We start from the raw sequence: 21064 nt of genomic DNA on the forward strand, positions 1-21064 counted from the left end.
ATGCGGGACGCGTGTTCCACGGCCCGGCCCCGGGACCCCTCCGGCTCAGGTGGCCGTCAGGTGGTGCTGTACGACGGGTGCCACCCTGGCGATGATCTGCTCCGGGTCGGCCGAGGCCAGCGGCTCCAGCTTGATCACGTACCGCATCATCGCCACGCCCACCAGCTGCGCCGCCGCCAGCTCGGCGCGCAGCTCCGGGTCGGGCAGGTTCACCTGGGCGGCGACGCGGCGCAGCACCTGGCCGGCGATCAGGCGGCGGAAGACGGCGGCGGCGGTGTCGTTGTTGACGGCCGAGCGCACGATCGCGAGGAGCGGGGTGCGGGTCGTGGGGTTCTCCCAGATGCCGAAGATGAAGCGGGTCATCCGCTCCCCCACGCCGTCCAGGGGTCCTTCGGTCAGCGCGTTCGGCTCGGCCAGGGCGGGGGCGAAGGCGACGGCGATGGCCGCCTCGAAGACCTGCTCCTTGGTGCCGAAGTAGTGGTGGACGAGCGCGGAGTCGACGCCGGCGGCCTTGGCGATGCCGCGTACGGACGTCTTCTCGTAGCCGCGTTCGGAGAACTCCTCGCGGGCGGCGCCGAGGATGCGGTCGCGGGTGCCGGCGGACTCGGTGCGCGGCGGCCGGCCCCGGCGGCGCCCGGAGGCCCCGCCGTCCCTGCCGCGCGCGGACGTCTCGCTCATCGTCGGGGTACCTTCGCGCCGGCGGCCAGGTGGGCGCGGGTGAAGGCCAGGGCCTCGGCGAGGTCGGCCTCGCGTTCGGCGCCGGACATCGCGCGCCGCGTGTTGACCTCGATGACGACGTGGCCGTCGAAGCCGCTCGTGGCGAGGCCGTGCAGCAGTTCGGCGCAGGGCTGGGTGCCGCGTCCGGGGACGAGGTGCTCGTCCTTGGCGGAGCCGCGGCCGTCGGCGAGGTGGACGTGGCCGAGGCGGTCGCCCATGCGGGCGGCCATGCCCAGCGCGTCGGTGCGGGCGGTGGCGGCGTGGCTGAGGTCGATCGTGAAGTGCCGGTAGTCGTCCTTGGTGACGTCCCAGTCGGGGGCGTAGGCCAGCATCTCGCGGTCGCGGTAGCGCCAGGGGTACATGTTCTCGACGGCGAACCGCACGTCCGTCTCGTTCGCCATCCGCCAGATCCCGTTCACGAAGTCCCGGGCGTACTGCCGCTGCCAGCGGAACGGGGGGTGTACGACGACGGTGGACGCGCCGAGCTTCTCGGCTGCCGTCCGGGCCCGCTGAAGTTTGGTCCAGGGGTCGGTGGACCAGACCCGCTGGGTGATGAGCAGGCAGGGGGCGTGGACGGCGAGGATGGGGATGCCGTGGTGGTCGGAGAGGCGGCGCAGGGCCTCGATGTCCTGGCTGACCGGGTCGGTCCACACCATGACCTCGACGCCGTCGTAGCCGAGTCGGGCCGCGATCTCGAAGGCGGTCGCGGTGGACTCCGGGTACACGGAGGCTGTCGACAGTGCGATGTTCACGTCCGTTGGGTCAGCCACGGGGACGTCCCTTGGTTCAGCCACGTCCGTCACCTTACGAGGTTGGGTGGCTCGGGTGTCGGGTGCCTCTTCGCCGTTGTGAGCAATGCCATTTGCGCGGGTGCGGGTGCGTTGTGGCTTGTCGCTCAGTTCCCCGCGCCCCTTACGGGGCGCCCCCTACTTGTCGGAGTCCATGTGGTCGAGGCGGCGGAGGATCACGCCCTCTCTCAGGGCCCACGGGCAGATTTCCAGGCTCTCCACGCCGAACAAGTCCATCGCGCCCTCGGCGACCAGGGCGCCGGCGAGGAGCTGGCCGGCTCGGCCTTCTGAGACGCCGGGGAGTTCGGCGCGCTGGTCGGTGGTCATGCCGGCGAGGCGGGGGACCCAGGCTTCCAGGGATTCGCGTTTGAGTTCGCGCTGGACGTAGAGGCCGTCGGCGCTGCGGGCGGCGCCGGCTATGCGGGCCAGCTGCTTGAAGGTCTTGGAGGTGGCGACGACGTGGTCGGGGGCGCCGAAGCGGCTGAATTCGCCGACGTTGCGGGCGATCTCGGCGCGGACGTCGCGGCGCAGGGCGCGGACGTCGTCGGGGTGCGGGGGGTCGTCGGGGAGGCGGGCGGCGGTGAGGCGCCCGGCGCCGAGGGGGAGGGAGACGGCGGCGTCGGGTTCCTCGTCCAGGCCGAAGGCGATCTCCAGGGAGCCGCCGCCGATGTCCAGGACCAGGAGTTTTCCGGCGGACCAGCCGAACCAGCGGCGTACGGCGAGGAAGGTGAGCCGGGCCTCCTCGGCGCCGCTGAGGACCTGGAGTCGTACGCCGGTCTCGTTCTCCACGCGCGTGAGGACGTCGTCGGCGTTGGTGGCCTCGCGGACGGCGGAGGTCGCGAAGGGGAGCAGGTCCTCGACGCCCTTGTCCTCGGCCGCCTGGAGGGCGTCCTTGACGACGGCGATCAGCTGGTCGACGCCGTGGTCGCCGATGGCGCCGTCGTCGTCGAGGAGCTGGGCGAGCCGCAGGTCGGCCTTATGCGAGTGCGCGGGCAGGGGGCGGGCGCCGGGGTGGGCGTCCACCACCAGCAGATGCACCGTGTTCGAACCCACGTCGAGGACACCGAGTCTCATGTACGGCACGCTACTGCCACATCGCTCCTCCACGGTCCTCCGAGTGGTCGCGGGCGACTTACCCTGGACGCGTGCCAAAGACGAAGAAGGCGAAGTCCGGCAAGAGCGACAAGACCGGCAGGGCCGCCGCGTCCTCCCCGGTGAGTGACGAGCAGGGGCTGGACTTCCCGCGCGCGTGGGTGGAGTTTCCTGATCCGGCGGACGACGAGCAGGTCTTCCGCTGCGATCTGACATGGCTGACCTCTCGCTGGAACTGCATCTTCGGGAGCGGCTGCCAGGGCATCGAGGCGGGCCGCGCGGACGACGGGTGCTGCACGCTGGGAGCGCACTTCTCCGACGAGGACGACGAGAAGCGGGTCGCCGGGTTCGTGGCGAGGCTCACGCCGGAGATCTGGCAGCACCACGACGAGGGCACGCGGCACGGCTGGGTCTCGGAGGACGACGAGGGCTCCCGGCAGACGCGCCCCTTCCAGGGCTCGTGCATCTTCCAGAACCGGCCCGGGTTCGCGGGCGGCGCCGGCTGCTCGCTGCACATCCTGGCCCTGAAGGAGGGCCGGGAGCCGCTGGAGACCAAGCCGGACGTGTGCTGGCAGCTGCCGGTCCGGCGGACGTACGACTGGATCGACCGTCCCGACGACACGCGCGTGCTCCAGGTGTCCATCGGCGAGTACGACCGGCGGGGCTGGGGCCCGGGCGGCCACGACCTGCACTGGTGGTGCACGTCGGCGACCTCGGCGCACGGCGCGGGCGAGCCGGTCTACGTCTCCTACCGCGCCGAACTGACCGAGCTGATGGGCAAGGCCGGCTACGACCGCCTGGTCGAACTGTGCGAACAGCGACTGGCGTCCCAGCTGCCCTTGGTGGCCCCGCATCCGGCGGACCCAGGACCGGCTTCCCAGGACGCCTGAGGGACTTTCGTTTGGATCGGCCCGGATCAGGGGGCGGGATCTGGTGCCGTGCATCGCGGTGAGAGGTGCTGGCCCCGCCCGTCCGCCACAGGGGAACAGGGGAGCGGGGCAGTTCGGAAGGGATCAGGTCGTGTACTCCAACTCTGTGACGGCGGCCCTGCGCAGCGCCGGGGTGAGGCTGTCGAGATCGATCTCGTCGAGGTAGGACACGAGAGTCTGGCGGGTTTCCCGTAGGTGGTCGGTCAGGGCAGTGCCGTGGATGTCGCCGGGCAGGATGACGCGGCGGAACGAGGGATCGGTGATGGCTCCTTCGATGAGCTTCTCCGCGAGCCAGATCGGCGTTCGCTCGCGGATCGCGAACGTCAGGTGCACGCTGTGTTCGGTGGTGTCGGTGACATGCGGGTTGTGGACCCAGCCGCGCGGAAGAAGCAGTGACTGGCCGGTGTGAAGGTCGATCTCCAGGTCGGGGCCGGCTGCTTCCCAGTCGGGGATGTAGCTGTCTTGCCAGACACGCCAGGACTCGTTGTACTCGCGCATGGGCGCCTCGACGGGCGGGGCCCACAGCTGCCAGCGTTTGACGCCGGCCGTCTGCACGATGATGGCCATCTGCTGGTCCCAGTGGTGACGCAGGCCCTGACTGCCGGGGTCCGCGGTCTCCCGCATCGTCGCGATGTCCGTCAGCTCAGCGCCGCCGGTGCAGTCCGTGACAGCGCTCACCGGCTCACCGTCTTCCCGGCACGGCAGCGCGGGCACCGGCACGGCGGGAACGCCGTCGACAGCGGCAGCGGCCGGTCGTGGGGCAGGACACCGACCGGGCCGCGGTTCTGGGTGACGACTCCGGCGCGGTTCACCGTGTAGACCCGAATGGTCATCGTGGCCGCGGGCATGAACGGGGTTGTACCGTTCGGCATGTTGGCGCTCCTAGACAGCGTTGGCCATGCCCCCGGACCGTTAGCGCGGTCGCGGGGGTCCTTGGCTATGACCGTAGAAGCGCCTGCGAGGGATCGCCGACCGTAATCCGGTCGCTACGCTCAGGCAGCGAGCAGCCCGATCTTCGCTGCCAGGTCAGCGGCCCGGCGGCGACGGGCCGCCTGGGTCGACTCGATCTCCTCAAGCAGGATCGTCTTGGCGTAGCCGTTGTAGCGGATCGTCTCTGGTGCCGCCTCGAACGCTTTCTCAAGAGAGGCGACAGCGGTGTCGCGCTGGTTGTCCAACTGGTAACCGCGGGCCTCTTCGATCCGGTGCCGCGCCCGTCGCGGGCGGGACTTGATGACGCTCTGATCCGCCATCGCCGCCTGCCGTACCGACTCGCCACCCTGATGCAGCTCGACCGCCACGGTGACGGCGTGCGCGCCCATGATGGCCTGCGAGAACGAGGTGACGGCGTGGTAGTAGCCGCTGGGCAGCCGAGACGCCATGGTGTTCGCTTTGTCCCAGTGCCGCCATGCGGCACCGGTTTCCCGGCGGCGGGCGGCGGTGTAACCCAGCTCGAATTGCAGGGCCCCGGCGATGGCGAGGACGTCTTCGGTGGCGTCGGGCAGCAGGGGTTCGAGGAAGCGGACGGCCTCCGCGTTGACGGCGTCGGCAGCGTCGAAGTGGCGTGCGCCGCTGTCCCGGTGTGCCTGGGCCAACAGCCACGCGGCCACGCCGATCGTGTGGGGGTCCTCGCTTTCCTGGGCGGCGACCATCCCTCGCTCGGCGACCCGCCAGAGCAGGGAAGCGTCGGGCTGATAGGCGACGAAGAACTGGCTCAGGCTGTAGGTCTGCGAGAGCAGGGCCTGTGCGCTGCGGCGGTCGGCAGAACTGTCGGCATGGCGAACGAGCACCTGGGCGTCCCTGATCAAGTCCGGCAGGAGCTTCCCGATTGCCTCCCGGTGGTTCTCCGCTGCGTGCCGCGCCTTCCAGGCCGCATGCAACCGCGCTTCCAGATGTCTCACGGACGGAGGCTCGACGTCGGCCATGAGGGGGAAGCTGTCGATGGCCGCCCGCACAGCCGCCAAGCGGGGATGCCCTGGTCCGGCGAACAGGTCGACATGAGCCTCAGGGCGACCGGTGAGGTCGGCCAGGTCCCGGACCCTCAGAGCCTCCGCGATCCTCAGGACCATCTCCAGGCCGGGAGCCTTCTGCTGCCCGTTCTCGATCTTCCGAAGGGTGTGCGGTGAAATGCCGATGAGACCGGCGAGCTGTGTCTGCGTCATACCGCGACGCTCGCGGATGATCTGAACTCTCTGGCCGAACTTCAACGGGTCGGCGTACGGGTCCGGCGTAGCATCTGCGGACATCACGGCCTTGCCCCTCCCAGCAGCTTCGTCACTGTCAGGGTAGGGGTAAGGCCGGGCCCGTGTGAGCCTTCCGGGGCGCCGCGAGGCGTAGTTTGCGCATGGCGTCTCAGCCGGGCCGCCACTTCGGCCCGGGGCATGGGTCGCATGCAGTCGGCCCAGCGAGCCCAGTAGCGGTCGTCTCGTGTGATCGTCTCGCCGACGTCGAACACGATGGTCTCCAGCACACCGGGAAGCCTAGGGGGTTTGGCCCGAGGGGCTGGGGGTGCCGTCGGCCCGTCCTGAGGCGGAGTCGGACGGGGACGGCGTCGGGCTCCCCGGATCGGTCGGCGGGTCGCTGGGTGGTGTGGACGGCGGGTCGGTCGGGGTCGGGGGCTCGCTGGAGGGGGGCGGGGTCGTCGGCGCGGAACTGGTCGGCGTCGGGTCAGGGCTGGTCGTGTCGGGTGGGGTGGGGCCGGTGCGGGGGGCGGGGCCGTAGCCGTCGATGGTGACGACCGAGCCGGCGGGGGCGATCGCCAGCTGGGCCTGCCAGTGGCCGTGGGGTTCGGTCAGCTGGTCGACGTTCACCTTGATCGTCAACGTCTCGCCGGGGTCCAGGATTCCCGAGGACTGGCTGAGGTAGAGCCAGGGCGCCGTGGTGGACGCGGACCAGTGGACGGGGCCGGAGCCGGTGGCGGTGAGGGTGATGAGGGTGGTGTCGCCGTCGGTGCCGGCGCTGACCGCGAGGTGTCCGGAGCCCGTCTTGTCGGCTCCGGCGACGCTGACGACCTCCACGGAGACGTCCGCCTCGCCGTCCTTGGCGGAGGGGTGGGCGCTGGGCTTCACGCGCGCGTTGCCGGCGTTCTCGTAGCCGCCGGCGGTGTCGCTGCCGAGGGCGTCGGGGCCCTGCGCCTCGCGCGCGGTGGCGGAGCGGGCCTCCGCCTCGGCGGTCGGGGTGCCCCGGTAGGCGGCCCACAGGGCGAGCACGGGCGCGGCGACGACGGTGGCGACGACGGTCGTGGTGACGGCCCGCGCGCGGATGCGGTCGCGGCGGGCCGCGCGGTCCTTGGGGTCCATCGGGAAGCCGCGCCGGTCGAAGCGCGGGACGGCCGCTCCCCGCGCGCGCGTGGGGTGCGCGAGGGCGGTGTGCAGGGCCGCGCGCGGGGCCGGGAGCACGGGCAGCTCGGCGGGGGTGACCGTGGCGCCGGGCCAGTGGCCGGGCGCGGCGCGCTCGGCGGTACGACGGCAGCGCGGGCAGTCGTCGACGTGCCGGACCAGTTCGCGGCGCAGGGCGGTGCTGAGGACCAGCCGGCTGTCGCCGGTGAGGTGGGCGACGCTCGGGCAGCCGCCGGCGCGGACGACAGCGAGGGCCGCGCGGGTCCGCTCGACCTCGCAGGCGGCGGAGGCGAGCAGTTCGCGTGCGGTGGCGGGCTCCATGCCGAGGACGGCGGCGACCTCGTGGTGGGCGAGGTGGTGGCGGACGGCGAGCTCCAGCGCCTCGCGCTGCTCGGGGCTGGTGCCGGCCGCCTCGGGCCAGGCCAGCAGGGCGAGTTCGCGGCGCCGCTGCTCCTCGACCTCGGGCTCGACGGCCGGCTCGGGGGCGGGCCCGCCGGCCCGGGGGCGGCCCGCCGCGTGCGTGGACTGACGTTTCTGCTTGGCCTCGGCCAGCCCGCGCAGGCACGCCCAGCGGGCCAGCGCGTACAGCCAGGCCCTGCGGTCGGCGGCGGTCTGCGGGACGCGCTGTCCGCGCCGCTCGGCGAGGGCGAGGACGTCCCCGAGGGCGGTGGTGGCCGCGTCGTGGTCGCACAGGACCGACAGGCAGTAGGTGAACAGGCCGTCCAGGTACGGTTCGTAGCGCTCCGGCGGCCGCTGCGCGAGGGTGCGCGCGGCGGCTCGGTCACGCGCCTCCCGGTGCGCCCGGTGCGCGCCGGTGGTGCGGGTCGTGGTCTCCGGACTGCTGCTCATCACCCGTGCGACCGTAGGCGGCGGGAGTGTGCCCCTTCCTGCGGCTTGAGCACTTTTAATTCGTACGGGTGAAACGATCCCTCAATAGGGGACAGGAACCTCGGATTCCGTGGCTCGAACCCGACCCGCCGTGGCCGGGACCCGACCACCCACAGGTGGCCCCCGGGGCGTTGTCAGTGCCGCGGGCTACGGTTTGCGCATGGCTGCCCGTACGAAGACCACCAAGGACCGGCCGTCCTACCGCTGCACGGAGTGCGGCTGGCAGACGGCCAAGTGGCTCGGCCGCTGCCCCGAGTGCCAGGCCTGGGGCACGGTCGAGGAGTACGGCGCGCCCGCGGTCCGTACGACGGCACCGGGCCGCGTGACGACGTCCGCGGTGCCCATCGGCCAGGTCGACGGCCGTCAGGCCACCGCCCGCTCCACCGGCGTGGCCGAGCTGGACCGGGTGCTCGGCGGCGGGCTGGTGCCGGGCGCGGTCGTACTGCTCGCCGGCGAGCCGGGCGTCGGCAAGTCCACGCTGCTGCTGGACGTGGCGGCCAAGGCGGCGAGCTCCGAGCACCGCACCCTCTATGTCACCGGTGAGGAGTCGGCGAGCCAGGTGCGGCTGCGCGCCGACCGCATCGGCGCCCTGCACGACGACCTGTATCTGGCCGCCGAGACCGATCTGGCGGCCGTCCTCGGCCACTTGGACGCGGTCAAGCCGTCCCTGCTGATCATGGACTCGGTGCAGACGGTCGCCTCCCCGGAGATCGACGGCGCGCCCGGCGGCATGGCCCAGGTCCGGGAGGTCGCGGGGGCGCTGATCCGGGCGTCCAAGGAGCGCGGCATGTCCACGCTGCTGGTGGGGCACGTCACGAAGGACGGGGCGATCGCCGGCCCCCGCCTGCTGGAGCACCTGGTCGACGTCGTCCTGCACTTCGAGGGCGACCGGCACGCGCGGCTGCGCCTGGTGCGGGGCGTGAAGAACCGGTACGGGGCAACGGACGAGGTGGGCTGCTTCGAGCTGCACGACGAGGGCATCACGGGGCTGGCCGACCCGAGCGGGCTGTTCCTGACCCGGCGTGACGAGCCGGTGCCGGGGACCTGCCTGACGGTCACCCTGGAGGGCCGCCGTCCGCTGGTCGCCGAGGTGCAGGCGCTGACCGTGGACTCCCAGATCCCCTCCCCCCGGCGGACCACGTCCGGGCTGGAGACGTCCCGGGTGTCGATGATGCTGGCCGTGCTGGAGCAGCGCGGCCGGATCAGCGCGCTCGGCAAGCGGGACATCTACTCCGCGACGGTCGGCGGGGTGAAGCTGTCGGAGCCGGCCGCCGACCTGGCGATCGCGCTCGCCCTGGCCTCCGCCGCGAGCGACACCCCGCTGCCGAAGAATCTCGTCGCGATCGGCGAGGTGGGCCTCGCGGGCGAGGTCAGACGGGTCACGGGCGTCCAGCGCAGGCTCGCCGAGGCGCACCGGCTGGGCTTCACGCACGCGCTCGTACCGGGTGATCCGGGCAAGGTGCCGCCCGGGATGAAGGTGCTGGAAGTGGCCGACATGGGGGACGCGCTGCGGGTGCTGCCGCGGTCCCGTCGCCCAGGGCCTGTCTGACAATTCGCGTCGTTCGCCCGGAGGGCGGGCCGCGCGGCGTCAGGTGCGTGCTCTGGGGGTCCCCCCGGCCGGAGGCTGGGGGAGTGCCGGCCCCAGACCCTCGTACTGGACGTACTCGGGTCTGGGGCCGGTGCGGCGAGTGGGGGCACCTCCCGGCCGGAGGCTGGGGGAGCGTGCATGGCGTCGCGCGGCAGACGCGAATTGTCAGACAGGTCCTGGAGGCCCCCCAGGAGCGGGAGGAGCGCCGGTAGACTTTGCCCAGGTCTCGCCCGTCCGTACGAACCGAGTGCGGGTCGGCGGCGCCCCGAGAACCTGCGACCGGAGGAGTGCAGTGGCAGCCAACGACCGGGCAGCGGCTCCCGGAAAGTCCGGCGGGAGCGCCGGCTCCGATGGCCTGATGCGCGCCTCGCTGAGCGCCGTGGCTCCGGGTACGGCGCTGCGTGACGGCTTGGAGCGGGTGCTGCGCGGCAACACCGGCGGGCTGATCGTCCTCGGCTCGGACAAGACGGTCGAGGCGATGTGCACGGGCGGGTTCGTCCTGGACGTCGAGTTCGCCGCGACCCGCCTGCGGGAGCTGTGCAAGCTGGACGGCGGCATCGTGCTGTCCTCGGACCTGTCGAAGATCCTGCGGGCCGGCGTGCAGCTGGTCCCGGACCCGACGATCCCGACGGAGGAGACCGGCACCCGGCACCGCACGGCGGACCGGGTGAGCAAGCAGGTCGGCTTCCCCGTGGTGTCGGTCTCCCAGTCCATGCGCCTGATCGCCCTGTACGTGGACGGCCAGCGGCGGGTGCTGGAGGACTCGGCGGCGATCCTCTCCCGCGCGAACCAGGCGCTGGCCACGCTGGAGCGGTACAAGCTCCGGCTGGACGAGGTCGCGGGCACGCTGTCGGCGCTGGAGATCGAGGACCTGGTGACGGTGCGGGACGTCTCCGCGGTCGCGCAGCGACTGGAGATGGTGCGGCGCATCGCCACCGAAATCGCTGAATACGTGGTCGAACTGGGCACGGACGGGCGTCTTCTCGCGCTCCAGCTGGAGGAGTTGATCGCGGGGGTCGAACCGGACCGTGAGCTGGTCGTCCGGGACTACGTTCCGGAGCCGACGGCCAAGCGGTCCCGGACGGTGGACGAGGCGTTGTCGGAGCTGGACGCGCTGACCCATGCGGAGCTGCTCGAACTCGGTACGGTGGCGCGGGCGCTGGGCTACACCGGGTCTCCGGAGACGCTGGACTCCGCGGTGTCGCCTCGGGGCTTCCGGTTGCTGGCGAAGGTTCCTCGGCTGCCGGGGGCGATCATCGACCGGCTGGTCGAGCACTTCGGTGGCTTGCAGAAGTTGCTGGCGGCGAGTGTGGACGACTTGCAGACGGTGGACGGGGTGGGCGAGGCGCGGGCCCGCAGCGTGCGGGAAGGGCTGTCCCGGCTGGCCGAGTCTTCCATTCTGGAGCGGTACGTCTGAGTCTGCGTCGGTTCCGGGGTCGTCCTCGGGTGCGCTTTCGAGTGCGGGCCGGTGGTGCTTCTCGCGCCCACGCGGCGGAGCCGCACAATCGGCACAGCCCCGCGCCCCTCACGGGGCGCTGCCCCGTCCGCGCCGCTTTCACCCGCGGGCCCGTCGTGGTTGCTCGCGCAGTTCCCCGCGCCCCTGGGGAGTTGCGATGCCGTCGGCCGCAGAGGCACCGGACCCACCCAGCTGCGGGCATGCGTGCCGCTCGGGGCGGCACGGGTGGGCGCAGCGGCACCCCGCCGACGCGGGCAAGTGAAACCGCCCCCGGGCAACCGCAGTGGGCGGCACCCCGGTAGCGCCGGTGAGTGAGAGTTCCCTCTAGTCCGCTGACAGGACGAAGGAAGTCTGTGTCTTGGGGTAGCCCGGGGTCTGGGCTTCGAGGAGGTAGGTGCCCGGGTGGGCGGTGCCCGGTTTCGGGGTGGCGCAGTGGGGCTCGCTCGGGTGGCGGTCCCACGTGACCGTGTAGGTGATGCTCTGGCCGGCCGGCACACGGAAGACGAGGTTCGCCGCGGACTTGGGGCAGTCCGACGAGGTCCAGTACGCGTCGTCCGCGTCGGACGGGGTGATCGTCAGCACCGCATGCTTGGGCCCGAGGTCGATCTTGCAGTCGGCCGACCCGTTGTTCTTCGCGGTGAGCTGGAAGGACGGCGTCTGGTCCGGGGAGAAGGAGTTGTGCAGGCTGCGCACGCTCAGCGTGAGGGACGCGGCCGTGCAGTCCGGCAGCGTCGTCGACGCCGGGAGGGTGTCGCCCGTACCGACCGTGCCGCCACCAGAGGTGGATCCACCGTTGCCGGTGCCTCCTCCGTCCGAACCCGAACCCGAGCCGGAGCCCGACCCCGACCCCCCGCTGCCCGACTCGTCGCGGCCGCCCGGGTGTTGGCTGATGGCCGGGCCGGAGGAGGACGGGCCCGGGGTGATGGTGGTCACGGGGGGATTCTTGCCGTCGGACCCGTCGGCGTTCTTCTTGCCGCCCCCGCCGCCGGACGTGACGATCCAGGTGATCAGCAGTGCCAGGACGGCGACCACGGACACCATGACGACCCTCCGTCGCCAGTAGATGGAGGAGGGAAGCGGCCCGACCGGATTGCGCAGAGATCCCACGGCGCAAACTGTACGAGAGATCACCGGACTTGCTCGCCCCACCCGCCGCCGTAACCACAACTTTTCCGGATCATCATTCCGGCGGTACGGCCGTAACTCGCGGCACGGGCACGCCCCTTCACGCCCCGGGCTCATCTCAACACGCTCCGTGTCGGTGCCGTCGCCGCCGATGGCCGCCGAGGCGTGGCAGGATCGGGAGGGCCATGACTGAGAAGCTCCACGCTCCCGTGATCGCCTGGTTCGACGCCCACGCCCGCGACCTCCCCTGGCGCCGCCAGGAGGCGGGGCCGTGGGGTGTGATGGTCAGCGAGTTCATGCTCCAGCAGACCCCCGTCAACCGGGTGCAGCCCGTGTACGAGCAGTGGCTGGCCCGCTGGCCGCGCCCCGCCGACCTCGCCGCGGAGGCGCCCGGCGAGGCCGTCCGCGCCTGGGGCCGGCTCGGCTATCCGCGCCGCGCGCTGCGGCTGCACGGGGCGGCGGTCGCCATAACGGAGCGGCACGGCGGCGACGTACCGACGGATCACGCGCAACTGCTGGCGCTGCCCGGGATCGGTGAGTACACGGCCGCGGCGGTGGCCTCGTTCGCGTACGGGCAGCGGCATCCGGTGCTGGACACCAATGTGCGCCGGGTGTTCGCACGGGCGGTGACGGGTGTGCAGTACCCGCCGAACGCGACGACCGCGGCCGAGCGCCGCCTCGCGCGCGAACTGCTGCCCCGGGACGAGACGACGGCCGCGCGCTGGGCGGCCGCGTCGATGGAGCTGGGCGCGCTGGTGTGTACGGCGAAGAACGAGGGCTGTCAGCGCTGCCCGATCGCCGCGCAGTGCGCGTGGCGGCTCGCGGGCAAGCCGGAGCACGAGGGGCCGCCGCGGCGCGGTCAGACGTACGCCGGTACGGACCGGCAGGTGCGCGGCAAGCTGCTGGCGGTGTTGCGGGAGGCGCACGCGCCGGTGCGGCAGGCGGCGCTGGACCGGGTGTGGCACGAGCCGGTGCAGCGCGCGCGGGCGCTCGACGGGCTCGTCACGGACGGTCTGGTGGAGCCGCTGCCGGGCGGTCTGTATCGGCTGCCGCTGACCTGACGCACAGCCAAGTCACAGTGCGGAAGCCCCTGTTACGACACCCCATACGCGACAAAGCCGTATAAATACAGACATTGACGTCGGCTGCCTTACCCCGTTCCTACTTCCGTTACACAACCGACGGACAGCCGATTGCTGGCCGCAGGCTGCTCCGCACAGCCCCGTGACAACCGCTCCGTAACTTCTCTTCCGTGCCCCGCGGACCACGGGGACGCAAGAGAACGGTGCTTCGGGCACGAGACGGAAAAACGGGGAACGGAGGCGGTCGATCATGGCGCAGGGCGAGGTGCTTGAGTTCGAGGAGTACGTCCGCACGCGGCAGGACGCGCTGCTGCGCAGTGCGCGCCGGCTGGTGCCGGACCCCGTCGACGCCCAGGACCTGCTGCAGACGGCGCTCGTGCGGACGTACGGCCGCTGGGAGGGCATCGCCGACAAGCGGCTCGCGGACGCCTATCTGCGCCGGGTCATGATCAACACGCGGACCGAGTGGTGGCGGGCGCGCAAGCTGGAGGAAGTGCCCACCGAGCAGCTGCCGGACGCCTCCGTGGAGGACTCCACCGAGCAGCACGCCGACCGGGCCCTGCTGATGGACATCATGAAGGTGCTCGCTCCGAAGCAGCGCAGTGTCGTGGTGCTGCGACACTGGGAGCAGATGTCCACTGAGGAAACGGCCGCGGCCCTCGGCATGTCGGCCGGTACGGTCAAGAGCACGCTGCACCGGGCGCTCGCCCGGCTCCGTGAGGAGCTGGAGGCCCGCGATCTGGACGCACGCGCGCTGGAGCGTGAGGAGCGGGAGCGTTGCGCGGCCTGACCGGGGCCGGGCCCGGCCGGGCCCGTGGCAGTTCACAGGCGGTGATCACGGTGGGGGCCGTGCTCGCCGCCGTCGCGCCGTTCGCCGCCGCGTGCGGCACGGGCGGCACCGGCGCCCGGGACGAGGGCCCGGCGCACGCCTCGGCGGTGGCGGGCGCGGTCGCCTCGCCGTCGCCCAGCCCCTCGGACACCTACCGGCGTGTGGACGCGGTCACGCTGATCAAGAAGGACCCCGAGGTGTCCACGGCGGTCAAACGGGAGCTGAAGCCGTGCAGCGGCGACGACTATCCGGTCGACGTCGCCTACGGCGACCTGACCGGCGGCGCCCTGGACGATGTCGTCGTCAACGTGCTGACCTGTGGTGACGCGGTCGGCATCGGCTCGTACGTGTACCGGGACGTCCGGGGCTCGTACAAGAATGTCTTCAAGGCGGAGGAGTCCCCGGTCTACGCCGAGATCGACAAGGGCGACCTGAGCGTGACGAAGCAGGTGTACGAGAAGGGCGACCCGGTGTCGAGCCCGTCCGGTGAGAACGTGATCACCTACAGCTGGAGCGCGGGCCGGTTCGTCCAGGAACACTTCCACCACAACGAGTACGGCAACGCCACCGGCGGGCAGCCGACGCCCGCACCGGACGACAACTGAACGCAGAAGCACGCCGAAGAACGCCGTACGCAGAAGAACGCGGTACAACGCGGTACAACGCTGAAGAACGAGGACTGAGAGCACCGGGATGGCAGACCAGACCCACGTCCTGTTCGTCGAGGACGACGACGTCATCCGCGAGGCCACCCAGCTCGCCCTGGAGCGGGACGGCTTCGCGGTCACCGCCATGCCCGACGGGCTGTCCGGTCTGGAGGCGTTCCGGGCGAACCGCCCCGACATCGCCCTGCTGGACGTGATGGTGCCCGGCCTGGACGGCGTCAGCCTGTGCCGCCGGATCCGGGACGAGTCGACCGTACCGGTGATCATGCTGTCCGCGCGCGCGGACTCCATCGACGTCGTGCTCGGCCTGGAGGCGGGCGCCGACGACTACGTGACCAAACCCTTCGACGGCGCCGTCCTGGTCGCCCGGATCCGCGCGGTGCTGCGCCGCTTCGGGCACGCGGGCGGAGCCGCGCAGACCGAGGAGTCCGACGCGGCGGTCACCGGCGGCACGCTGACCTTCGGCGACCTGGAGGTCGACACCGAGGGCATGGAGGTGCGCCGGGCGGGCCGGCCGGTGGCGCTCACGCCGACCGAGATGCGGCTGCTGCTGGAGTTCTCCTCGGCGCCGGGCACGGTGCTCTCCCGCGACAAGCTGCTGGAACGCGTGTGGGACTACGGCTGGGGCGGGGATACCCGGGTCGTCGACGTGCACGTGCAGCGGCTGCGGCAGAAGATCGGCCAGGACCGGATCGAGACGGTCCGCGGTTTCGGCTACAAGTTGAAGGCCTGAGCGGGGCGGGGATGCGGGGTCTCATTCGGCGCCCCGTGCGGCGCATGGAGCAGGCGGGTCTGCGCACCGGGCTCCGGTGGAAGCTCAGCGCGGCGATCGCGCTCGTCGCCGGGCTGGTGGCGATAGCGCTCAGCCTGGTGGTGCACAACGCCGCCCGGGTCTCCATGCTGGACAACGCGCGCGACCTCGCCGACCAGCGGGTGCAGATCGCGCAGCGCAACTACGAGCTGTCCGGGCGGCCCAACTTCCCCGCCATCAAGATCGACGACCCGGACCTGCCGGATCCGCTGCGCGCCAAGGCGCTGGAGGGCCGCCGGGCCAGCTTCGTCTCCGACCACCGCGGGGTCCCGGACATCTGGGCGGCCGTACCGGTCAAGGACGGGCACGTGCTGTCCCTGCACAGCCACTTCCCCGACCGCAGCACCGACGTCATGAAGGACCTCGACCAGGCGCTGGTCATCGGCTCCATCGCGGTCGTGCTCGGCGGCAGCGCGCTGGGCGTGCTGATAGGAGGTCAGCTGTCGCGGCGGCTGCGCAAGGCGGCGGCCGCGGCGAACCAGGTCGCCAAGGGCGAGACCGACGTGCGCGTGCGGGAGGCCATCGGCGGGGTCGTACGGGACGAGACCGACGATCTCGCGCGCGCGGTGGACGCCATGGCGGACGCGCTGCGGCAGCGGCTGGACGCCGAGCGGCGGGTCACCGCCGACATCGCGCACGAGCTGCGCACCCCGGTGACCGGTCTGCTGACGGCGGCCGAGCTGCTGCCGCCCGGCCGGCCCACCGAGCTGGTCCTGGACCGCGCCCAGGCGATGCGCACCCTCGTGGAGGACGTGCTGGAGGTCGCCCGGCTCGACGGCGCGTCCGAGCGGGCCGAGCTGCAGGACATCGTGCTCGGCGAGTTCGTCACGCGGCGCGTGGCGGCCAAGGACCCGGCCGTCGCCGTACGGGTGGTGCACGAGTCGGAGGTGACGACCGACCCGCGCCGGCTGGAGCGCGTGCTGTTCAACCTGCTCGCCAACGCCGCCCGGCACGGCAGGCCGCCGATCGAGGTGACCGTCGAGGGCCGGGTCATCCGGGTCCGCGACCACGGCCCCGGCTTCCCCGAGGAACTCCTCGCCGACGGCCCGAGCCGCTTCCGCACGGGCAGCGCGGACCGCGCGGGCCAGGGCCACGGCTTGGGCCTGACCATCGCCGCTGGTCAGGCCCGTGTGCTGGGCGCCCGGCTGACCTTCCGCAACGTACGCCCCGCGGGCGCACCGGCGCACATCCCCGCCGAGGGCGCGGTGGCGGTCCTGTGGCTCCCGGAACACGCCCCCACCAGCACGGGGAGCTATCCGCTCCTGCCGGAACAGACGGTCTGAACGGCCCGGTCGCCGGGCTGGGCCGCCGGGTGGGGCCCCCGGGCCCGGTCGCCGGGCGGGGTCGCCGCGGCCGACCGGTCGCCGGGCCCGGTCGCCCGGCTCGGTCAGGACCAGGTCTTGTCCAGGTCCAGGTCGCCCTCGCGGCGCTGGGTGAAGGAGAACCAGTTGCCGGAGTCGTCGCGGAAGAGGGCCTCGGTGCCGTACGGGCGCTCCTGGGGCTCCTGGAGGAACTCCACCCCGCGGTCCTTGAGCTTCTTGTAGTCGCCGTGGATGTCGTCGGTGGCCAGCACACCGGCGCCGAGCGCGCCCTTGGCGACGAGCTTCCGCATCATCTCGGCGGACTCCGCGTCCATCGCGGGCGGACCGGGCACCATGAGGGTCAGCTCGACGTCGGGCTGGCCGGGCGCGCCGACGGTGAGCCAGCGCATGCCGCCCTCCCCCATGGTCATGTCGGTCCGGACCTCCAGGCCGAGCTTCTCGGTGTAGAACTCCTTGGCCCGGTCCTGGTCGAGGACCCATACGGTGGTGATGGCGAGCCCCTTGATCATGGTTCTGTACCCCTGTCGGCGGTGTTCTTCGGTGACGTGGATTCCCGTTCCTCACCGTAGGCACGGCCGGTGCCGGGGCGCTTCTCGGATGTTGCGGTGCTGGAACTCTGCGGGGTCCGGAAGCCGCCGGCCCAGAGCATCGCGTAGCAGCCGGGTATGAGCGCGGCGCCGCGGCCCACATGCCGGGCTCGGTACTCGCTCGGGGTCATACCGGTGCGGTCCTTGAAGCGGGCGGAGAAGGTGCCGAGGCTGCTGAAGCCGACCAGCGCGCAGATCTCGGTCACGGTGAGGTCGGCGCAGCGCAGCATCTCCTGGGCGCGCTCGATCCGGCGGTGGGTCAGGTACTGGCCGGGGGTCTCGCCGTACACCTCCTTGAAGGCGCGCAGGAAGTGGTAGCGCGAGTACCCGGCGTGCGCGGCCACCGCGTCCAGGTCGAGCCCGGGATCGGCCCAATCCCGGTCCATGGCGTCCTTCGCCATCCGCAACTGCCGCAACTTGCCCATACGGCCGATGGTGACACGCACCACTGACAGCGGCCCGGCACGGCGAAGCCCCGGGGGCGCTGCCGGGTAGCGGGCACGGCGAAGCCCCCCGGGGCGGACACCTGCCGGGGGGCTTCGGTTCAGCGATACCGGCCGGAAGGGCCGGGACCCGTCTCAGACCGCGTCGATGACGGGCGCCGGGGCCACCGCTTCCGCGCCGTCGGCGCCGTCGGCACCGTCATTCGAAGGCTTCTGCGGGCCGCTGCGCAGCGGCACCTCCTTGACGAAGAACGCGGCGATCAGGACCGGCACCGCGACCGCGGCGCCGAGCACGAACGCCGAGTGCGTGCCGGCGGAGACCGCGTGCTGGTAGGCGTCCCGCAGCAGCGGCGGCAGCTTGGCCAGGCTCTTGGCGTCCAGCGCGGCGGACTTCTCCGTCATGTGCTTGCCCATCTCACCGCCGCGCTCGGCCATGACGTGCTGCACGCGGTTGTTGAAGAGGGCGCCCATGATGGCGACGCCGAAGGAGGAGCCGAGCGTACGGAGCAGGGTGGTGGAGGAGGACGCCACACCCATGTCCTTCAGCTCCACGCTGTTCTGCGCCACCAGCATGGTGATCTGCATCAGGCAGCCCATGCCGAGGCCCAGGACGGCCATGTAGATGCCCGAGGTCAGCCGGGTGGTGCCGGTGTCCATGAGCGAGAGCAGGTACAGGCCGGCGATCATCAGGGCACCGCCGACGATCGGGAAGACCTTGTAGCGGCCGCTGTTGGTGGTGACCCGGCCGGCGATCATCGACGTCACAAGCATCGCGCCGAGCATCGGCAGGAGCAGCAGGCCGGAGTTGGTCGCGGAGGCGCCCTGCACGGACTGCTGGTAGAGCGGCAGGTAGAGGGTCGCGCCGAACATCACGAAGCCGGTGATGAAGCCGATGACCGACATCAGGGTGAAGTTGCGGCTGCGGAACATGTGCAGCGGGACCACCGGCTCGGCGGCCCTGGTCTGCCAGAACACGAACCCGACCAGCGTGGCGACGCCGATGCCGATCAGCTCCATGATGCGGGCGGACGTCCAGGCGTACTGCGTGCCGCCCCAGGTGGTGACCAGCACGATCGAGGTGATGCCGACGGTCAGCAGGGCGACGCCCAGGTAGTCGATGCGGGCCTTGGCGCGCTTCCTGGGCAGGTGCAGCACGGCGGTGACCAGCGCCAGGGCGACGACGCCCAGCGGCAGGTTGATGTAGAAGGACCAGCGCCAGCCCCAGTTGTCGGTGATGGTGCCGCCGACGAGCGGGCCGCCGATCATCGCGAGCGCCATGACGCCGGCCATCATGCCGGTGTACTTGCCGCGCTCCCGCGGGGGTATCAGGTCGCCGATGATGGCCATGACGCCGACCATCAGGCCGCCCGCGCCCAGACCCTGGATCGCGCGGAAGCCGATCAGCTGACCCATGTCCTGGGCCATGCCGCTCAGCGCCGATCCGATCAGGAAGATCACGATCGAGGTGAGGAACGCGCCCTTGCGGCCGTACATGTCGCCGACCTTGCCCCAGATCGGGGTGGAGGCCGCGGTGGCCAGGGTGTACCCGGTGACCACCCAGGACAGGTGTTCCAGGCCGCCCAGCTCACCGACGATCGTCGGCATCGCCGTACCCACGATCATGTTGTCCAGCATCGCGAGCATCATCGCGATCATGAGTGCGAGCAGGACCACCCGCACGCTCTTCGGCTGCTTCTCCGGCCGCTCCGGCGTGGCCGCCTCGGCCGGTGCCGTCTGTGTGTCCGCCATCGTCTTCCCATTCCCCCTGGCGACCGGTACTTACTTGCCGCCCGGCTAGTTCACTACACTGGAAGGTAGCCTTGCCACTAGCCGGGCGTCAAGTAAGTTTTTGCGGGAGCGCGAGGAGTACGAGGATGGGCGTCACCATGGACGGCACCAAGCAGCAGCGCCGCGGCAACACCCGCCAGCGCATCCAGGACGTCGCGCTCGAACTCTTCGCCGAGCAGGGCTACGAGAAGACCTCACTGCGCGAGATCGCCGAGCGGCTCGACGTGACGAAGGCGGCCCTGTACTACCACTTCAAGACCAAGGAAGAGATCATCGTCAGCCTCTTCGAGGACCTGACGCAGCCGATCGAGGAACTGATCGAGTGGGGCCGCCGGCAGCCGCACACGCTGGAGACCAAGCAGGAGATCGTACGGCGCTACAGCCGGGCGCTCGCGGGCGCGGAACCCCTGTTCCGGTTCATGCAGGAGAACCAGGCGACGGTACGGGAACTGCGCATCGGCGACACCTTCAAGGACCGCATGCGCGGCCTGCGGGACATCATCATCGACCCGGAGGCGGAACTCACCGACCAGGTCCGCTGCATCAGCGCGCTGTTCACGCTGCACGCCGGCATGTTCGTGATGCAGGACCTGGAGGGCGACACGGAGAAGAAGCGGGCCGCGGTGCTCGAAGTCGCCGTGGACATGGTCACCCAGGCCCACGAGGGCACCCGCAGGGCGGGGTGAAATCGCCCTGAACGGGCCGCCGTTCATCTGACGGCCCGTCGTGGGTGGTCGCGCAGTTCCCCGTGCCCCTTCGGGGCACGAGTGCCCCTCAGACCTTGACGCCGTGCGCCTTCAGGAACACCACCGGGTTCACGGCGGAGCCGTAGTTCGGCGTCGTACGGATCTCGAAGTGCAGGTGCGGACCCGTCGTGTTGCCCGTGTTGCCGGACCGGGCTATGTGCTGGCCGGTCTTGACGACCTGGCCGACCTTGACGTCGATCCGGGACAGGTGGGCGTACTGCGAGTACAGGTGACCGCCGTGCTTGATGACGATCGCGTTGCCGTAGGCCGGGCCGTCGCCGCCGCCGTTGGGGCCGGCCTTGACGACGGTGCCACCGTGCGCGGCGACGACGTTCGTGCCGATCGGCACAGCGAAGTCCTGGCCGCTGTGCTTGTGCATCCAGTGGCTGCCGCCCTGGTTGAAGGTGGCGGTCAGGGTGTAGTGCTGCACCGGGTCCACCCAGGACGCGGCGGACGGAGCGGCGCTCGCGACACCGGTCCCCAGCACGGCCGTGGCGCCGACTCCGGCGGCCAGGACGGCCACGCGGTTGCGGAGCGAGGACGTACGGGTGGAACGGGACGTGACGCGCTTGAACATGGAGACCTCATGGGCTCGGGGACGGGGATCCGCCCGGCGCGTCGGATGAGCGCCGCAGCGGCCCGTCTTTGGTAACCCGCCGCCCCGCATCGCCTCAAACAGCCGTTCTACGGCATCACGTAGTAGATGAGTGCAAAACAACCCACTTCTTGACAGGTGCCCCGCACGCCCGCCAGCAGGGACGATGACGTCGACTTTCCGTTCGAGAGCCTTGAAACATACATACCAATTTGTCCGAGTTAAGGACGGATTCGTCGGCCACTATTCCGCCTAGTACGAGAGATATGTCCTGTGCG

At 71.4% G+C, this 21064-nt stretch carries 21 protein-coding genes; 9 read left to right on the forward strand and 12 right to left on the reverse strand.

Annotated features, from left to right (window positions below; translation table 11 throughout):
* Positions 1 to 45: 45 nt before the first annotated feature.
* From DBP14_RS14520 to DBP14_RS14530, 3 genes are all read right to left on the reverse strand, one after another.
* Entirely contained in the window at positions 46 to 678 is a 633-nt protein-coding gene (locus DBP14_RS14520) for a TetR family transcriptional regulator (RefSeq protein WP_129307632.1), read from the reverse strand.
* Positions 675 to 1487, reverse strand: a complete 813-nt coding sequence (locus DBP14_RS14525; RefSeq protein WP_129307633.1) for a sugar phosphate isomerase/epimerase — start codon at positions 1485 to 1487, stop codon at positions 675 to 677. The genes DBP14_RS14520 and DBP14_RS14525 overlap by 4 nt, the downstream gene beginning before the upstream one ends.
* 156 nt (positions 1488 to 1643) lie before the next feature.
* Positions 1644 to 2579, reverse strand: coding sequence for a Ppx/GppA phosphatase family protein (locus DBP14_RS14530; RefSeq protein WP_129307634.1), 936 nt, complete (start codon positions 2577 to 2579; stop codon positions 1644 to 1646).
* A gap of 71 nt (positions 2580 to 2650) precedes the next feature.
* Here DBP14_RS14530 and DBP14_RS14535 point away from each other — a divergent pair, with 71 nt between their 5' ends.
* Positions 2651 to 3487, forward strand: coding sequence for a hypothetical protein (locus DBP14_RS14535; RefSeq protein ID WP_129307635.1), 837 nt, complete (start codon positions 2651 to 2653; stop codon positions 3485 to 3487).
* 123 nt (positions 3488 to 3610) lie between these two features.
* Here DBP14_RS14535 and DBP14_RS14540 read toward each other — a convergent pair whose 3' ends face one another.
* From DBP14_RS14540 to DBP14_RS14555, 4 genes are all read right to left on the reverse strand, one after another.
* The gene (locus DBP14_RS14540) at positions 3611 to 4204 is read right to left on the reverse strand and encodes a cupin domain-containing protein (protein ID WP_241740912.1); all 594 of its coding nucleotides are present in this window, start codon (positions 4202 to 4204) and stop codon (positions 3611 to 3613) included.
* Positions 4201 to 4398, reverse strand: coding sequence for a hypothetical protein (locus DBP14_RS14545; RefSeq protein ID WP_129307636.1), 198 nt, complete (start codon positions 4396 to 4398; stop codon positions 4201 to 4203). The genes DBP14_RS14540 and DBP14_RS14545 overlap by 4 nt, the downstream gene beginning before the upstream one ends.
* Before the next feature lie 120 nt (positions 4399 to 4518).
* Positions 4519 to 5769 (reverse strand): helix-turn-helix transcriptional regulator, encoded by a 1251-nt coding sequence (locus DBP14_RS14550; protein ID WP_129307637.1) that lies wholly within the window; start codon positions 5767 to 5769, stop codon positions 4519 to 4521.
* A gap of 234 nt (positions 5770 to 6003) precedes the next feature.
* Positions 6004 to 7713, reverse strand: coding sequence for a hypothetical protein (locus DBP14_RS14555; RefSeq protein WP_129307638.1), 1710 nt, complete (start codon positions 7711 to 7713; stop codon positions 6004 to 6006).
* A 196-nt stretch (positions 7714 to 7909) separates the two neighbouring features.
* Here DBP14_RS14555 and radA point away from each other — a divergent pair, with 196 nt between their 5' ends.
* Both radA and disA read left to right on the forward strand, forming a co-directional pair.
* Entirely contained in the window at positions 7910 to 9298 is a 1389-nt protein-coding gene (radA, locus tag DBP14_RS14560) for a DNA repair protein RadA (RefSeq protein WP_129307639.1), read from the forward strand.
* Positions 9299 to 9629: 331 nt separating this feature from the next.
* Positions 9630 to 10754 (forward strand): DNA integrity scanning diadenylate cyclase DisA, encoded by a 1125-nt coding sequence (gene disA / locus DBP14_RS14565; protein WP_129307640.1) that lies wholly within the window; start codon positions 9630 to 9632, stop codon positions 10752 to 10754.
* Positions 10755 to 11117: 363 nt separating this feature from the next.
* Here disA and DBP14_RS14570 read toward each other — a convergent pair whose 3' ends face one another.
* Positions 11118 to 11900: a hypothetical protein gene (locus DBP14_RS14570; protein ID WP_206739268.1), complete on the reverse strand. Its 783-nt coding sequence runs from the start codon at positions 11898 to 11900 to the stop codon at positions 11118 to 11120.
* 203 nt (positions 11901 to 12103) lie between these two features.
* On the opposite strand from DBP14_RS14570, the gene DBP14_RS14575 reads away from it, so the two are divergent.
* From DBP14_RS14575 to cseC, 5 genes are all read left to right on the forward strand, one after another.
* Complete coding sequence (locus tag DBP14_RS14575; protein WP_129307641.1) at positions 12104 to 12979, forward strand: A/G-specific adenine glycosylase; 876 nt, start codon at positions 12104 to 12106, stop codon at positions 12977 to 12979.
* A 271-nt stretch (positions 12980 to 13250) separates the two neighbouring features.
* Positions 13251 to 13790: a SigE family RNA polymerase sigma factor gene (locus DBP14_RS14580; RefSeq protein ID WP_030177423.1), complete on the forward strand. Its 540-nt coding sequence runs from the start codon at positions 13251 to 13253 to the stop codon at positions 13788 to 13790.
* The gene (locus DBP14_RS14585; RefSeq protein WP_206739269.1) at positions 13778 to 14434 is read left to right on the forward strand and encodes a hypothetical protein; all 657 of its coding nucleotides are present in this window, start codon (positions 13778 to 13780) and stop codon (positions 14432 to 14434) included. Before DBP14_RS14580 ends, DBP14_RS14585 begins: the two co-directional genes overlap by 13 nt.
* Before the next feature lie 88 nt (positions 14435 to 14522).
* A complete protein-coding gene (gene cseB / locus DBP14_RS14590; protein ID WP_129307642.1) occupies positions 14523 to 15227 on the forward strand; it encodes a two-component system response regulator CseB in 705 nt (234 codons plus the stop codon).
* Positions 15228 to 15238: 11 nt separating this feature from the next.
* Positions 15239 to 16588 carry a two-component system sensor histidine kinase CseC gene (gene cseC, locus DBP14_RS14595; protein ID WP_129307643.1) on the forward strand — a complete coding sequence of 450 codons (1350 nt, stop codon included), beginning with the start codon at positions 15239 to 15241 and terminating at the stop codon, positions 16586 to 16588.
* A gap of 104 nt (positions 16589 to 16692) precedes the next feature.
* On the opposite strand, the gene DBP14_RS14600 is transcribed toward cseC, so the two are convergent.
* The 3 genes from DBP14_RS14600 to DBP14_RS14610 form a co-directional block, all read right to left on the reverse strand.
* Positions 16693 to 17136: a VOC family protein gene (locus DBP14_RS14600; protein ID WP_129307644.1), complete on the reverse strand. Its 444-nt coding sequence runs from the start codon at positions 17134 to 17136 to the stop codon at positions 16693 to 16695.
* On the reverse strand, positions 17133 to 17639 hold the full coding sequence (locus DBP14_RS14605; protein WP_129307645.1) for a helix-turn-helix transcriptional regulator: 507 nt from the start codon (positions 17637 to 17639) through the stop codon (positions 17133 to 17135). The genes DBP14_RS14600 and DBP14_RS14605 overlap by 4 nt, the downstream gene beginning before the upstream one ends.
* Positions 17640 to 17792: 153 nt before the next feature.
* Positions 17793 to 19406: an MDR family MFS transporter gene (locus DBP14_RS14610; protein ID WP_129307646.1), complete on the reverse strand. Its 1614-nt coding sequence runs from the start codon at positions 19404 to 19406 to the stop codon at positions 17793 to 17795.
* A 125-nt stretch (positions 19407 to 19531) separates the two neighbouring features.
* Here DBP14_RS14610 and DBP14_RS14615 point away from each other — a divergent pair, with 125 nt between their 5' ends.
* Entirely contained in the window at positions 19532 to 20131 is a 600-nt protein-coding gene (locus DBP14_RS14615) for a TetR/AcrR family transcriptional regulator (RefSeq protein WP_129307647.1), read from the forward strand.
* Positions 20132 to 20219: 88 nt separating this feature from the next.
* On the opposite strand, the gene DBP14_RS14620 is transcribed toward DBP14_RS14615, so the two are convergent.
* Positions 20220 to 20768: a M23 family metallopeptidase gene (locus DBP14_RS14620; RefSeq protein WP_129307648.1), complete on the reverse strand. Its 549-nt coding sequence runs from the start codon at positions 20766 to 20768 to the stop codon at positions 20220 to 20222.
* Positions 20769 to 21064 lie beyond the last annotated feature (296 nt).

It is taken from the genome of Streptomyces sp. L2 (assembly GCF_004124325.1).
Lineage (GTDB): Bacteria > Actinomycetota > Actinomycetes > Streptomycetales > Streptomycetaceae > Streptomyces.

Coding starts and splice junctions, on each gene's coding strand:
- DBP14_RS14520 (WP_129307632.1), bottom strand. CDS start 678: ATGAGCGAGACGTCCGCGCGCGGCAGGGACGGCGGGGCCTCCGGGCGC.
- DBP14_RS14530 (WP_129307634.1), bottom strand. CDS start 2,579: ATGAGACTCGGTGTCCTCGACGTGGGTTCGAACACGGTGCATCTGCTG.
- DBP14_RS14545 (WP_129307636.1), bottom strand. CDS start 4,398: ATGCCGAACGGTACAACCCCGTTCATGCCCGCGGCCACGATGACCATT.
- DBP14_RS14550 (WP_129307637.1), bottom strand. CDS start 5,769: ATGTCCGCAGATGCTACGCCGGACCCGTACGCCGACCCGTTGAAGTTC.
- radA (WP_129307639.1), top strand. CDS start 7,910: ATGGCTGCCCGTACGAAGACCACCAAGGACCGGCCGTCCTACCGCTGC.
- DBP14_RS14575 (WP_129307641.1), top strand. CDS start 12,104: ATGACTGAGAAGCTCCACGCTCCCGTGATCGCCTGGTTCGACGCCCAC.
- DBP14_RS14580 (WP_030177423.1), top strand. CDS start 13,251: ATGGCGCAGGGCGAGGTGCTTGAGTTCGAGGAGTACGTCCGCACGCGG.
- cseB (WP_129307642.1), top strand. CDS start 14,523: ATGGCAGACCAGACCCACGTCCTGTTCGTCGAGGACGACGACGTCATC.
- cseC (WP_129307643.1), top strand. CDS start 15,239: ATGCGGGGTCTCATTCGGCGCCCCGTGCGGCGCATGGAGCAGGCGGGT.
- DBP14_RS14600 (WP_129307644.1), bottom strand. CDS start 17,136: ATGATCAAGGGGCTCGCCATCACCACCGTATGGGTCCTCGACCAGGAC.
- DBP14_RS14605 (WP_129307645.1), bottom strand. CDS start 17,639: ATGGGCAAGTTGCGGCAGTTGCGGATGGCGAAGGACGCCATGGACCGG.
- DBP14_RS14610 (WP_129307646.1), bottom strand. CDS start 19,406: ATGGCGGACACACAGACGGCACCGGCCGAGGCGGCCACGCCGGAGCGG.
- DBP14_RS14615 (WP_129307647.1), top strand. CDS start 19,532: ATGGGCGTCACCATGGACGGCACCAAGCAGCAGCGCCGCGGCAACACC.
- DBP14_RS14620 (WP_129307648.1), bottom strand. CDS start 20,768: ATGTTCAAGCGCGTCACGTCCCGTTCCACCCGTACGTCCTCGCTCCGC.